This is a genomic window from Pseudomonas sp. LBUM1646 (genome assembly GCF_059716165.1).
Window position 1 is genome coordinate 344,651 of the sequence record NZ_CP166810.1, and the last position, 13,380, is coordinate 358,030.

The window sequence follows — 13,380 nt, forward strand, 5'->3', positions numbered from 1 at the left end:
CAACAGCGCCATTTCAGCCGTTCGGCACAGCGCGTATCAACCGGTAATAAGGAAAAGAACAAAATGTTGAATAAGCGAATCAGCCTGATCGCTCTGGGGATGTTGAGCGCTACACAGGCCATGGCTAACGACCAGGCCGAATCCAAGGGATTTGTTGAAGACAGCAGCCTCAAAGTGCTGTTGCGCAACGCCTACATCAATCGTGACTACAAAGACGGCAACGCGGATAAATCCGAGTGGGGCCAAGCGGCCATCGGTACGTTCTCGTCCGGTTTCACCCAAGGCACCGTCGGTGTCGGCGTTGATGCTTTCGGTCTGTACGCACTTAACCTGGAGCGCAGCGAAGATCGCAGCGGTGCCCAGGGTATCGACTTCTTCAAGAAGGGCGACAGCGGTAACCCGGCCAACGACCTGTCCAAGGGCGGCGCGGCAGTCAAATTCCGCCTGTCCAGCACCACGCTGACCTACGGCGACCAGATGCCGGAATTGCCGGTGCTGAACTACGACAGCTCGCGCCTGCTGCCAGAAAGCTACACTGGCACCCTGATCACCTCCAAGGAGATCAAAGGCCTGGTGCTGAACGCCGGTCGCTTCACCGCCGAATCGCGCAAAAGCGCAGAAGGCCGTGACAGCGGTGGCTTGAAGTCGATCAACGTATTGGGCGGTAGCTACCAGTTCACCGAACAGTTCAAGGCAGCGGTCTACGCTTCCGACGTCGAAGACGTGCTGAAGAAGCAATACGTGAACGCCAACTACGTGTTCCCGATCGATAAGGATCAGTCCCTGGCCCTGGACTTCAACGGCTACCGCACCAAGCTGGACAATTCTTACGTCCGCGAAAACGGTATCACCGGCGACGACAACAAGATCTGGAGCCTGGCCGCGATCTTCGCCACTGGCCCGCACTCGTTCACCATCGCTCACCAGCGCAGCACCGGCGACAGCAACCTGGGCTACGCCTACGGCGGCTATCAGAAAGATCAAGGTCGTGTGGGCGATGGCGGCAACACCATCTACCTGGCCAACTCCTACTGGTCCGACTTCAACGCCGAAGACGAACGCAGCTGGCAACTGGGCTATGGCCTGGACTTCAGCGCTTTCGGCGTTCCGGGCCTGAGCTATAACTTCGCCTACGTGCGCGGCGACAACATCACCACCTCCACCAGCGAAGGCGGTACCGAGCGCGAAATCTTCAACCAGTTCAAGTACGTCGTGCAAAGCGGCCCGGCCAAAGACCTGAGCGTGAAACTGCGCAGCTCGATCCTGCGCGTGTCGCAGAAATCCAGCGAGTACAACGTCAGCGGTAATGAACTGCGTGTGTTCGTCGATTATCCGATCAACATCTTCTGATGATCGGTTGAGTTGCTAAAAACTCACTGAAAAACCCCGACTGGCTCGGGGTTTTTTTTTACTGCTTTAGGGTGAAAACGTTCTAAAAGCGCTTTTTTTGGCATAAAAAAGTCCATTCAAAAGATCTTTTTATGGCGCTTCAAGCAACGCTTGATATGCCTGAAATTCTTTCTCATGGGCCAAAAATCCTACAGATACTAGATTGAGCCGCTAAATGCAGCGGAGACTAGTAATGATCGTTTTAAACAGAGAAGTTGGCGAATCGCTAAGACGCGACAAATTTGTCAACGTCCAGGGTGGTGACTTCAATCTCTACGGTCATTTCGCCGACTTCGTCAGACTGACCAGAAGCTGGGAAAACATGGAGCCAGACAGCTACTACGGCCAGGCCGAATCCGGTATGCGTTTCCGTCGCTACAGTGACTTCGAATACAACCCGGTGACCCGCGAGTTGACGCAGCTGGAACACCGCGCCTATGTGCAATCCAAGGCCAACAACAGCTACGTCGGCGGAATGATTCGCCACTTCCAGGACTTCTCCGATGAAGTGATCAATTCGCCGGTGATGCGTAGCCTGATCGACATCGACTTTGAAGTGTACAAAAACGTGTTGCCGCCGGAGTTGCACGATGAAATCTGGCAATGCCAGATCCATCAAATCCGCATCGAGATCAAGCCGGGCAAGCAACTGGAAATCACCCCCGAAGGCATTCATTGCGACGGTTATCCGTTCAGCGGCGTGCACTTCTGGGGACGTAACAATGTAGACGGTGCCGAGAGCCGTCTGTACTCCGCCCACGAAGAGCAACTGGCGTCGACGACGTATCAGGAAATCCTCGACACCACGTTCTTCCTCGACCGTGATATGCGCCACTACGTGACCCCGGCGCGCAATACCCATTCCCACGACATGGCGTACCGGCAAATCCTGGCGATTTCCTTCTCGCGGCCCGGGACCGCTTTCGACATTGTTCGCTGAACAGCTCGACCTCATGGACAGCCCCTCGACATCAGTCATGATGTGGCGGGCCAATGCAAAGGATGCCGTGCGCCTGGAGCGCTTCTTTCGGCAGTTCGACGAAGTGTCGTTCTGCGACTGGCAGGACGCCAAATGCTTGCGCGGCGTGTTGGTGCAGAAGACCACCACCGCGTACCTGGCGCTGGATCTCAGTGGCGAAGTGGTCGGCGCAGTGCTGGGCGGTATGCTCGGTAGTCGTGGCACCATCAACCATTTGGCGGTAAGCCCGCTGTATCGCGCCCAAGGCGTGGGCCAGCGCCTGGTTGAAGCGGCTTCGGCGGATATGAAACGCGTGGGTGTGCTGCGGATGTTCCTGTTCGTCGACGATGCTAACCTTGCCGGCAAACGTTTTTGGACTGCCCAGGGTTTTTGCGAGCCGCGTGGCGAAACGACCTTTGAGAGGGACCTATGAATGAGACGTCCAGCAGCCAGCCGCTGATGGTCGAGCCGCAGCCTTCGCGCACCTTTGCAGAAGCCAGCCCGGTTGTGGCCGGTTACTTCACGGTGTCGTTCGTGTTTGGTTTGATGGCCGTCAACGCCGGGTTGCCCGTGTGGTTGCCGGTCGCGATGTGCCTGTTCGTGTACGCCGGCGCTTCTCAGTTCGCCGCGTTGGCGCTGATCTCCAGCGGCGCGTCGCTGACCACGATTATCCTCACCACGTTTTTGATCAACGCGCGGCATATGCTGATGTCGGTCTACATGGCCAAGGCATTGCGGGCGTTGGGGCTCAGTCGTTTTGAGCGTTGGTGTTATGCCGGTGGATTGACCGATGAATCGTTCGCCTTTCACAGCGTGAAACTGGGCAGCGGCGCCCCGGTCAACGTGCGTTACCTGATCGGCTTCAACCTGTTTTGCCACACCTCGTGGGTGCTCGGCGGTTTGCTCGGGGCAATCTGCGCGCAGTACGCGTCGCACTTGATCAAGTACCAACTCGACTACGCCCTGACCGCGATGATGCTCTACGTGCTGGTGTCGCTGTGTAACACCCGCAACAAGCTGATCGCCGCAGCGGCCGCGGTCGTTTGCATGGGTGCCTTGAGCCTGGTCGGCAGCTCGCCGTTCAATGTATTTATCGCCACATTCGTGGGTTGCGGGGTGGGTGTATGCCTGACCAAACGTTCCTGATCCTGGTCGTCGTGTTGATGATGGCCGTGACCTTCCTGCCACGCGCGTTGCCGCTGCAAGTGAACACCGACCACTGGCCGCCCTTCGTCGCCCGGGCGCTGGAATACCTGCCAGTGGCGATCGTCGCTGCGATCAGCCTTACGCCCTTGTTGATCAAGGACCAGCATGTGCAGCTCGATCGCCCGGAATTCTATGCAGCGATTCCGACGTTGTTATGTGCGTATTTCAGCAAAAACCTCTTTCTCAGTGTGGCGGTTGGGACGGCTGCGTACATTGCGCTCGGCTCGTTCATGTAGCCGCAGGTCGACCACATCGCTCAAGGCCTGGCCCGACAACTCAGGGTTATTGACCGCCAGCCGCACTTCGAGGAAATCCTCGAAACCGGGAAAAATGGTCAAACCGTTACGTTGTGCAGCGGCGCGGGAGACCATGCCGATCCCGTCCATTTGCGGGATCAGCGACAGGGTCAAGGTTTCACTGCAGGAATAAATCATCCGTTGGCCAGTCTCGTAATTACCGAGACCCGCGTCGAGAAAGCGCAAGAAGCTGTGGGAATACGGACAATCGTCCGCCGGACGAACCTGGAATTTGTCGCCCAGTATCACCAGCGGATCGTTCTCCTGACCGCAGTGCGCGCCGACCACCTGAACGTGTACATCCGGCAGCAAAATGCTCGGCATCCCCGGTTTTTGCGGCCCGATCAAAACGGCCAGGTCGAAATCTTCATTCTTCAGCTTGCTGAGGTTCTCCATCGACTCGGCGTAGGAGAACTCCAACTGATGGTCAGGAAACACCTCAAACAGGCGTCCGATCATTCGCCGATTGAAGTCTTCCGACAGCGTGGTATTCAACGCCACCTTCAGCGTGCGCTGGCCGGGCACTTTCAGCGCTGCAACTTTCTCTTCCATCTGCCGCGTGGCGACCAGGACCTTGTCTATATAAGGCGTGAGCTCCGTGCCCTGCGTGGTCAGGGTCAAGCCCTTGTTGGAACGTCGAAACAGGCGAAAACCAAACTGCTCTTCGACCTTGTTCAACTGCGCGGCCAACGCCTGCACTGTCAAACAGGAATGCTCCGCTGCCGCCGACAACGAGCCGGTCTGCACGATGCGCATGAGGTTGCGTAAGGTTCTGCTATCCATGGGGTAATGCCCTCTAAAGTGGGCTGGCAATTGTTGTGTACTTAGCGGCCGATCCTGCGCCTATGCCGGCTATATTCCTGCACCTGAGCATAGTTGTCGCGGGTTTAGTAGCGAATTGATTCCGCAGCCGATGGCTGGAGGCTTACACAGGATCGGGGTTTTTTGTGATGGTGGGGGTGATTGGGGTCAAATAAGGATGCCTGGACCGGGGAGGTTTGGGCATTTTTTTGGAGAGTGAGGCTTACAGCGGTGTTGGATTCTTCCTGCAATGGACTCGGACATGTCTCAGGGACGGTTGCGATCGGGCTGATGGTAGTTGTTTGCGGAAGTGGCTGTAATAGGTCGAGAACCCTCCAGTCGATAGCCAAGAGACATTTTCCATTGAGTCGGAGGTAAGGCCGCTTATCAACTTGGTATTGACCGAAAATGAGCCCCCCGATCACAATGCAGAGGTAGCGCCAATGTAGCTACAAATAAAAAATGAGGTTATTACCATGGGTGCATTGCTGAAAACCACAGACGTGCGTTGCCGCATTGATGAGGATCTGAAGATGCGTGCTACAGAAGTATTGAGCGCTTGCGGGCTGAGTATCAGTGATGCCATGCGTCTTTTTCTCCGTCAGGTCGTAGCGACTCAAGGACTCCCGTTTGAGGTTCGCGTCCCTTCTGAGAAGACTGCCCGCGCCATGATAGAAGCACGAGATATTCGCCAGCGGTTCGGCTCGATAGACGACATGCTGAGGGACGCTGATGGCGAAACCGGAAAAAAAGCAAAAAAGCGCTGAGCGGCCTAAACAGTGCGCACAAACGTCAGAATTCAAGAAGTCTTGGGAACGCTACAAACGAGCTGGGCGTCGTGACATGAATGAAGTCCGCCAGTTGATGGTCATGCTATTTCTGGGCGAGCAGTTTCCTCCCGAGTACCTCGATCATGCTTTGACTGGCGATTGGACTGAATTTCGGGAGTGTCATATTGGTGGTGATTTCTTGTTGATCTATGAGAACACGAGTTCAGATTTGATTACATTTGTGGATCTTGGAAGCCACTCTGAGCTGTTCAAATAGAGCGCGTGGGACAAAGTTGTCGCAGTTATTTTTGCTACAAAAAAGCAGCCCAATCCAATCAGGCTGCTTTTTCATAAGAGGTCTCACCCGAGCACTGATGTTCAAGTCATCAACGGGGTTCCTAACGCCGACTATCGCCACTTGAAGGCAATAAGTTTCGCGCTCTTGGGTCGTTTTTCTGCAACGAACGGTATTCGCGTCAACTTGTCAAATGGATGCTTAATACGCTTACGGATTAAATTCACATTTTTGTTCATATCTGTACTAGCCTGAACCCAAGACATTCCAAAGGAGGCCACTCGCATGCCTACCTCATCGCCAGCCCTCAGCCCACAGCAACAACTCGACTCCCCAGAAGCCGGCCGGGTCGCGCTCAAGTTCTTCTTCAACCTCATGGAACGCTGGGGCTGCAGCGCCGAGCAACAACGCACGCTACTGGGCAAAGTCGGCAACACCACGTTCTACAAGTACAAACACCTACCGCCCAACGTGCGTCTACCCCACGACACCCTGGAACGCATTTCCTACCTGATGGGCATCCACAAAGCGCTGAGCATCATCTTCAGCAACAGCCGCGAGCGCGCCTACAAATGGGTCAGCAGCCCAAACACCGCCGCGCCGTTCAATGGCCAAACGGCTTTGGACTACATGCTGGTCGGCCGCGTTGTAGACATTGCTGACGTGCGCCGTTACCTCGACGGAGTGCGCGGTTGATGGCGCCGGAACTGGCCGATCCGCAGTGGTCGCGGGCCTATCGGATTGTTAACAGTTGCTTCCCGCCGATCTCGTTGTTCGAAGATGTGCTAGATCCGGAAGACTTGCCGACCGCTTATGCGCTTGAAGCGCTGACCAATGATCGGTTGATGGAAGAGGCCGGTGTGCTTTCTCGCGTGCGCCCTGAAGACCGAATCTCCGGGCCTGGCTCTACGCCGGTCATGGCCGCGTTTACTCATATCGGCAAAACCAGCCGCTTTACCGATGGCACCTTCGGCGTCTATTACGCTGCGAGCAGCCAGGCGGCGGCTATTGCCGAGACGAGCTATCACCAGGAACGGTTTCTCGCTGCCACCAATGAGCCGGACCTTGAGTTGACCATGCGCACCTACGTCAACAAAGTCGTCAAACCGTTGCACGACATTCGTCAGAACTATCCGCACCTTCATGACCCGGACACGACTGCGTATGGTCCGTCCCAAGCCTTCGCCCGACAACTCCGGGAAACGTTGTCCTGGGGGCTGCTATACAACAGCGTTCGGTTGCCTGGGCATGAATGTGTTGCGGCGTTTCGACCGCCGGCGGTGTCGATTCCGAAGCAGGGGAAACACATTCGGTATGTTTGGAGTGCGAGTAGTGGGAGGATTTCGTTTGTTTTTGAGGTGAGTGAGGTTTGAGTGGGGAAGGCCGAAACTGTTATAGCGTGGGTGATTTGGCGGATTTCTAAACGGTTTTATGCAAAAGGTCCGTTTTATGTTTGTTTTTGAGCAAGAAAACTCATTTTTGTGCAGTTGGAGAGCTCGGTTGATAAAAATGCTGTTCCATCAGAATCGCCAGAAATGTTCGTTTTTATGCATTTGCACCTAAAAATAATCATTTTTATGCAGGACAACTCAGTTTTGAGCGTTACTCTCCATTTATAAGCATTTTTGATTGGGCTGAGCTTTCACAGGAGCGTGACCGTGAGTGAGTTCCCCGCAGACCCCGTCGGCGCCGCCTGGCTAGCGACGACATTCGCAGTCCTGCCGATGGCACGGCTGCCGGTGTTAAGTCAGATCGGTAGTCGACGGTCGACTCAGGTCGAGGATGGGATTCGTCTAGAAAGCTACACGGAAAATATGCGCCCCGATCCGGACCTCTCATCCCATCTGCAATTTCACCTGCGGCATGAAGTCCCGAACTTTGAGTTCCTGACCCGACTATTCATCAAGGTCGGCCCTGCACCCGTCCAGGATTGGTTGAACGCCGAGCCTAGTGGTCAATATGTACGCAGGGCCGCTTTCCTGTTTGAGTGGCTGACTGGCGAGCAGCTGCAAGCGCCAGAGCCCATCGGCGGTAAGTATGTAGACGCCATCAACGCCGATCTGATGGTGGCCGCTTCACCTGAAGAAGCGGTGAAAGTCCCGCGTTGGCGAGTGAACGACAACCTGCCCGGCACAAGCTACTTCTGCCCAACCATCGTCAAGACAGAGGCCGTGAAATCGGCCGCCAACCTCGATGTTCCTCAGCTCTTTGGTCAACTGACCGCAGAGTTTGGCGAAGCGCTTCTGCTCCGTGCGGCGGCGTGGATGACGCTCCGAGAAAGCAAAGCCAGCTTCGCCATTGAGGGGGAGGCGGATCGTTCGACTCGTATCCAGCGCTTCGCCGATGTCCTGGCGCGACGCACCGGTCAGGGTGAATTGCCGCTTACCGACGCCGCGCTTGCTGAGATACAAAACGAAATCCTGGGCGCCGTAACAACACTCACCCGCCTGGGGATTCGTCAGTCCCCCGTATTTGTTGGCGAGACGGTGCGCTATCAGGAAATTGTCCATTACGTCGCTCCGCCGGAGACTGACCTAGAGCGAATGCTGGAAGGCATTCGCGTCTTTCTGAATCGCACCAAGGGCCAATCCCCGGTCATGCGCAGCGCAGTAACCGCGTTCGCTTTTGTCTATATCCATCCGCTGGCTGACGGTAATGGCCGGGTACATCGCTTCCTGATCAACGATATTTTGCGTCGTGACGGCGCCATTCCAGACACGGTGATTCTTCCGGTTTCAGCCGTTATCACTGACGACTCGGCCGAGAGGCGCCTGTATGACAGCGTGCTGGGTCAGGTTTCAAAGCCGCTCATGCAGGGCATTCGTGATCAGGTAACGTTCGCCAGTACCCGCACGCAATATCCCGACGGCGTGGTCTCAAATATTGAATTCACTGGCCAGGATCAGGCCCGCCCGGTGTGGCGCTACCCGAACCTGGGGCCGCATGTGGTTTTCATGTCCAACGTCATTCGTCGCACCATCACCGAACAGATGCGTGAAGAGTCGCGGTATCTACGCAGCCACATAAAGGCCCGACAGGCGATCAAAGAGGTTGTTGAAATGCCGGACCATCAGGCTGATCGACTCTTGCGATCGATGGAGCAGAACGAAGGCAAGCTGAGCAACGTACTGGCAAAGGAAATGCCTGTGCTGACGAGGCCGGAAATTTGGTCTGCCATTACCGAAGCGGTGGCTCAGTCTGTGCGGGAGGAAGAGCCGATAGACAGTAGCGTGAGTGATCGATATCACCCTACGCAGCCAGTGGGTAGATGACAGACTGAGGTTTCACCCGCTTAGCCAACGTAAAAAGCCCCGATTGATTCGGGGCTTTTTCATGCGTGCGGCTTGGATTTACATGACTACTCTGGACGGCGATTGTTACACGGTGCATCAAGCACCTTCGCCACGTCATCAATGATTGCCTTGCTCATTTCCTGCAAATAATACGACGCCCAGGCATGCCGGTCTGTTTCGCGAACCATGGCGGCGTCAGAGGCGAGCAATTTGGCGACATGGAGCAGGTTGGAAGCGTGGGAAAGGGCTTCGATCACCGGGACACCGGAATTGATGCGGAACAGTGCTTCGTTGGAGTGGTAGGAGAACGGGGTGAGGCCGATGGTTTTCAGGTCTTGGGGGATGGTCATTGGGCACCTCCGGTTTTTGGGCGGGGGTGGAGGTGAATAGTGCAAATTTGGATTGTATTGCGGGCACGCATAATGAGAACTCCGATTGGTTCCTGCATCGAATTCGAGTTCTCAGGCCCGGTCGCTGAATTGGCAGCGACGGCTTGAAGGTAGCTTGAGGCGAGAGGATGCGCAATCGTGGCGAGGTGGTGGCGCGGGGTGAACGTCCCTGCATCGATCGCAATTATTCGATCTTACCCGTTGCGAACTCGGAAGCACGCGAATCGATCACGTCTAATCCAGCTGCAGCTTCATCCTCTTTTACGCCCGGTTTTTTGAGGCAATCGGCGAGTATTGAAAGCTCCATTTCCCCCGCGATTTTGCTAGCGACTTCCCCGTCATGCGTGACATGGAAAGGGCTGTCGAAGTACTGAATTGTCATGAGCATTTTCCGATATCTAATGATTGCGAAAAAATGGCGGTTGGCCGATTCAACATTTCTGAAGCAGACAGTTTTAGCGTGTATCGCCGCAGCAATCATTACACCAAGTAACTAATGATGTTCCCGCCCCCACCTTTATCCCCCTGACCCAACCCAATACATTTATCTCCAACGCCTCCCCATCATCCCGACGGGGCAGGTCACTGGAGATTTTCCTCATGCCTTTCGTAAGCGTTCGCATCACTCGCGATGGCGTTACCTCCGAGCAGAAAGCTCAGGTGATCGCCGAAATCACTGAAACCCTGCAGCGCGTCCTCAAAAAGGATCCGCACCTGACCCACATCGTGATCGAAGAAGTCGACACCGATAACTGGGGTTACGCCGGGATGACCACCACCCAGTACCGCAAGCAACTGGCAGAGGCGGAGGGCAAGTCATGACCGCGTCCGTCGCCATCGATTTCATCTCCGACGTGGTGTGCCCGTGGTGTGCCTTGGGCGCGACGGCGCTGGAGCAGGCGATCGCGAACGTGGCCGGTGAAGTCTCGGTCGAGTTGACCTACAAGCCTTTCGAGTTGAACCCGGACATGCCGGCAGTCGGCGAGAAAGCTGTCGAGCATTTGATGCGCAAATATGGACGGACCGCCGAAGACGTCGCCGCCGGTAAAGCGATGCAGATCGCTCGCGGCGAGGCCATCGGTTTCACGTTCGATCTGGAGAAGCGCAGCCACTTCTACAACACCTTTGATGCGCACCGGTTGCTGACGTGGGCATTGCGGGAAGGGCGGCAGGTCGCGCTGAAGAAAGCTTTGCTGCGCGCTTATTTCACCGACGGCCAGAACCCGAGTGATCGCGAGACGCTGGTTCGACTGGCGGCAGAAGTGGGGCTGGATGCGGCGGCTGCCCGCGAGGTGCTGGCTTCCGGGGCGTTCGCCACGGAAGTGCGTGATCTTGAGGAGTTTTATCGCGAGCGCGGCATTAATTCGGTCCCGGCCATGGTGCTGAACGGTCGTCAGCTGGTGTCCGGTTCGCAGTCGGTCGAGTACTACGAGCAGATGTTGCGACAAATGGCGCAGGCGCCTGTTGAAGCCTGATTCATCACTTTTTCAAACCATCATTTATTAGTTGAGGTTCGTCATGAGCAATTCGAAAAAAGTCATCGTTATTACGGGTGCTTCCCAAGGTCTTGGGGCTGGCATGGTTAAAGCGTTTCGTGATCTGGATTACAAGGTTGTTGCCACCTCGCGTTCGATCAAGCCGTCCACCGATCCGGACATCCACACCGTGGCCGGCGACATCGGCGATCCGGCAGTAGCCCAGCAAGTGATTCGTGAGGCGATTGAGCGTTTTGGTCGTGTCGACACCCTCGTCAACAACGCCGGGATCTTCGTCGCCAAGCCGTTCACCGCTTACACCCAGGAAGACTACGCGGCGGTGCTGTCGGTGAACCTGAATGGCTTCTTCTACATTACCCAGCTCGCTATTACCGAGATGGAAAAACAGGGCAGCGGTCATGTCGTCAACATCACCACCAGCCTGGTGGACCATGCGATTGACGGTGTGCCATCGGTACTGGCGTCGCTGACCAAGGGTGGTTTGAACGCGGCGACCAAGTCCCTGGCCATTGAGTACGCCAAGCGTGGGATTCGGGTGAATGCAGTTTCCCCTGGCATCATCAAGACGCCGATGCATGGCGAAGAAACCCATGCCGCGCTGGGGAACCTGCATCCGGTGGGGCGTATGGGAGAAATTGGCGATATTGCGCAGGCGGTTGTTTACCTGGATAACGCCAATTTTGTCACCGGGGAGATTCTGCACGTCGATGGTGGGCAGAGCGCGGGTCACTGAGACCTGGTTTCACTCGCCGCTTAAACGACAAAGCCCTCGCAGAAATGCGAGGGCTTTGTTGTGTTCAAGCATGCACTTCCAGAACAGTTGGCCAACGGTAAGTTTGCTCGATATAGCTTTCGCTCAGGCTGGCCTCGGTGCAATGGGACGCGATGCGCAGCGCAGAGGCAATCACTGTTCAGGCTGAGGGTTTTCCTGCAACAGCCGCTTGGGAAGGAACACAGGCGAAATATGGATGATCGACATCCGCACGACGTGGTTGAGCATCACGAACGCCGGATCAAGTTTCAGCAGCAGCGCGGCTGCGGTCATGACCTCGACCCCACCGGGAACCCAGGACATGAACAGGGCTAGGAAGGGCTTGCCGGTCAGCTTGCTGAAGGCAAAGGCGACCAACAGCGTCGTGCAGAACGTCAGGGCAGTGACCACCAGGCCTGCGCGGATGTAGCGCACGAAATCCTTGAAGGTAATGTCCTTGAGGCGAATACCGATCAGGCCGCCCAGCAGAATCAGCGCGACGATCGCGAAGGGATCGGGAACATGCAGATTGGCTTGAGGAAAGCCGACGTTGACCGCGGCGGTGCAAATCAGGCCGGTCAACATGTAAGGCGCGGGAACGTCAAAGCGCTCAAGCAGATAGCCAAGGGCGACAGCTGCGATCGCTGGAGGGATCACGCCAAGGTAGTTATCAAAGGAACCCAGGACTGGCGCCGCGCTTTCGGCATGCCCGCCGGCGATGATCGTCACGACCAGCAGCAGCGCGAGCAAACGCACAATGTGCACGAACGCAATGCGTCCGGAGGCGGGACCTTCCTCCCCGGAGACAGTCATGACAGCGGCCATCGCGCCCGGAATAGAACCCAGCAGGCTTTCGATATGGCCCCATTTCTCCATGCGCCGCAACCAGTTGTAGCCGACGAAGATCTGCGTGGTCATGCAGATGAGAAGCCCGACCAGAATGCTGAAATCGGTCAACTCACGCATCATCGAAGCGGTGACGATGGAACCGACGCTGACCCCGAGCAGAAGCTGGACGGTTGCCACGAACGGGTAGGGCATCCGCATGGGCACGCCCATTTTGCTCAGCGCTGTGACTACGCAAATTGCACCGATCAACTCACCGAGCGGAAGCCCGGTCATGTAGCCGATCCATGCCCCAAAGGCCGCCACGGGAATGGGGATAAGGCTTTCAAACAGCGTCTTCATTGAATTTCCAACTTATCTGAAGGCATGACATTTCCATCCAGCTCAGGAAGGTCAGCGCATTTATTTGGAAAGGACGCGAAGTGCCGGTCTAAGCATTTTGGGCGGGCAAAAAACGATGAGCTGCATATGGCCTTCCTGGCAATCTGGCATAGCTTGTAAAGCTCCAACAAAAAATTGATCCAAACACTCGACGTGGAAGGGCAGCGGTACTTTCTGTTATTGGCGTAGAACGTCCATCGGTTCTTGGCACAGGCTTGGTGCTTAGAACTTATCAACGTCTCCAGGGACGTCAAATCCATTCCAAGTCCGGTGCTTGAAACATCCTGATGAAAACTTTATTCACAGGCCAATACCATTTCCGTCGTGATTGATACCCAACGCTTGACCGTTTGTCAGGGCGGGCACGGGCACTGGTGTTTCAAGTCATGGATGGTTTGAGCCCCGCCGCAAACGCGCAAGCGCGCAGCCCGCTGAAACTTTCTGGCGTCAGGCGAGATTTGGAGGGTGTCGAAGTGGGGCTGTGAGCGCAGGCGAGGCTGCCGAAACAT

At 55.9% G+C, this 13,380-nt stretch carries 17 protein-coding genes; 13 read left to right on the forward strand and 4 right to left on the reverse strand.

Annotation, left to right across the window (positions count from 1 at the left end; translation table 11 throughout):
• Positions 1-63: 63 nt before the first annotated feature.
• The 5 genes from ACA071_RS01490 (at position 64) to ACA071_RS01510 (ending at position 3,789) form a co-directional block, all read left to right on the forward strand.
• The gene (locus ACA071_RS01490; RefSeq protein WP_497642844.1) at positions 64-1,350 is read left to right on the forward strand and encodes an OprD family porin; all 1,287 of its coding nucleotides are present in this window, start codon (positions 64-66) and stop codon (positions 1,348-1,350) included.
• 232 nt (positions 1,351-1,582) lie between these two features.
• Positions 1,583-2,329, forward strand: coding sequence for a 2OG-Fe dioxygenase family protein (locus ACA071_RS01495; protein ID WP_497642845.1), 747 nt, complete (start codon positions 1,583-1,585; stop codon positions 2,327-2,329).
• 13 nt (positions 2,330-2,342) lie between these two features.
• Positions 2,343-2,780 carry a GNAT family N-acetyltransferase gene (locus tag ACA071_RS01500; protein ID WP_178117459.1) on the forward strand — a complete coding sequence of 146 codons (438 nt, stop codon included), beginning with the start codon at positions 2,343-2,345 and terminating at the stop codon, positions 2,778-2,780.
• Positions 2,777-3,493, forward strand: a complete 717-nt coding sequence (locus ACA071_RS01505; protein ID WP_149659069.1) for an AzlC family ABC transporter permease — start codon at positions 2,777-2,779, stop codon at positions 3,491-3,493. The genes ACA071_RS01500 and ACA071_RS01505 overlap by 4 nt, the downstream gene beginning before the upstream one ends.
• On the forward strand, positions 3,472-3,789 hold the full coding sequence (locus tag ACA071_RS01510) for an AzlD domain-containing protein (protein ID WP_010464672.1): 318 nt from the start codon (positions 3,472-3,474) through the stop codon (positions 3,787-3,789). The genes ACA071_RS01505 and ACA071_RS01510 overlap by 22 nt, the downstream gene beginning before the upstream one ends.
• On the opposite strand, the gene ACA071_RS01515 is transcribed toward ACA071_RS01510, so the two are convergent.
• A complete protein-coding gene (locus ACA071_RS01515) occupies positions 3,706-4,632 on the reverse strand; it encodes a LysR family transcriptional regulator (RefSeq protein ID WP_497642846.1) in 927 nt (308 codons plus the stop codon). The genes ACA071_RS01510 and ACA071_RS01515 overlap by 84 nt on opposite strands.
• Positions 4,633-5,126: 494 nt before the next feature.
• Between ACA071_RS01515 and ACA071_RS01520 the strand changes: the two genes are divergently transcribed.
• From ACA071_RS01520 to ACA071_RS01540, 5 genes are all read left to right on the forward strand, one after another.
• Positions 5,127-5,417 (forward strand): type II toxin-antitoxin system RelB/DinJ family antitoxin, encoded by a 291-nt coding sequence (locus ACA071_RS01520; RefSeq protein ID WP_497642847.1) that lies wholly within the window; start codon positions 5,127-5,129, stop codon positions 5,415-5,417.
• The gene (locus tag ACA071_RS01525) at positions 5,383-5,697 is read left to right on the forward strand and encodes a type II toxin-antitoxin system YafQ family toxin (RefSeq protein WP_497642848.1); all 315 of its coding nucleotides are present in this window, start codon (positions 5,383-5,385) and stop codon (positions 5,695-5,697) included. The genes ACA071_RS01520 and ACA071_RS01525 overlap by 35 nt, the downstream gene beginning before the upstream one ends.
• A gap of 303 nt (positions 5,698-6,000) precedes the next feature.
• The gene (locus ACA071_RS01530) at positions 6,001-6,411 is read left to right on the forward strand and encodes an MbcA/ParS/Xre antitoxin family protein (RefSeq protein WP_149659072.1); all 411 of its coding nucleotides are present in this window, start codon (positions 6,001-6,003) and stop codon (positions 6,409-6,411) included.
• Positions 6,411-7,088, forward strand: coding sequence for an RES family NAD+ phosphorylase (locus ACA071_RS01535; protein ID WP_497642849.1), 678 nt, complete (start codon positions 6,411-6,413; stop codon positions 7,086-7,088). Before ACA071_RS01530 ends, ACA071_RS01535 begins: the two co-directional genes overlap by 1 nt.
• Before the next feature lie 285 nt (positions 7,089-7,373).
• Positions 7,374-8,987 carry a Fic family protein gene (locus tag ACA071_RS01540; protein WP_497642850.1) on the forward strand — a complete coding sequence of 538 codons (1,614 nt, stop codon included), beginning with the start codon at positions 7,374-7,376 and terminating at the stop codon, positions 8,985-8,987.
• A gap of 86 nt (positions 8,988-9,073) precedes the next feature.
• Here the strand turns inward: ACA071_RS01540 and ACA071_RS01545 are convergent, their stop codons facing one another.
• Positions 9,074-9,358: a DUF3077 domain-containing protein gene (locus ACA071_RS01545; RefSeq protein ID WP_163907764.1), complete on the reverse strand. Its 285-nt coding sequence runs from the start codon at positions 9,356-9,358 to the stop codon at positions 9,074-9,076.
• A 223-nt stretch (positions 9,359-9,581) separates the two neighbouring features.
• A complete protein-coding gene (locus tag ACA071_RS01550; protein WP_497642851.1) occupies positions 9,582-9,779 on the reverse strand; it encodes a hypothetical protein in 198 nt (65 codons plus the stop codon).
• Between the two features lie 218 nt (positions 9,780-9,997).
• On the opposite strand from ACA071_RS01550, the gene ACA071_RS01555 reads away from it, so the two are divergent.
• The 3 genes from ACA071_RS01555 to ACA071_RS01565 are packed head-to-tail and all read left to right on the forward strand — an operon-like array spanning position 9,998 to position 11,626.
• Positions 9,998-10,219, forward strand: a complete 222-nt coding sequence (locus ACA071_RS01555; RefSeq protein ID WP_497642852.1) for a tautomerase family protein — start codon at positions 9,998-10,000, stop codon at positions 10,217-10,219.
• Entirely contained in the window at positions 10,216-10,872 is a 657-nt protein-coding gene (locus tag ACA071_RS01560; RefSeq protein ID WP_497642853.1) for a DsbA family oxidoreductase, read from the forward strand. The genes ACA071_RS01555 and ACA071_RS01560 overlap by 4 nt, the downstream gene beginning before the upstream one ends.
• Before the next feature lie 43 nt (positions 10,873-10,915).
• Positions 10,916-11,626: an SDR family NAD(P)-dependent oxidoreductase gene (locus tag ACA071_RS01565; protein WP_497642854.1), complete on the forward strand. Its 711-nt coding sequence runs from the start codon at positions 10,916-10,918 to the stop codon at positions 11,624-11,626.
• Positions 11,627-11,797: 171 nt separating this feature from the next.
• On the opposite strand, the gene ACA071_RS01570 is transcribed toward ACA071_RS01565, so the two are convergent.
• Positions 11,798-12,832, reverse strand: coding sequence for an AbrB family transcriptional regulator (locus tag ACA071_RS01570; RefSeq protein ID WP_497642855.1), 1,035 nt, complete (start codon positions 12,830-12,832; stop codon positions 11,798-11,800).
• Between the last annotated feature and the right edge of the window lie 548 nt (positions 12,833-13,380).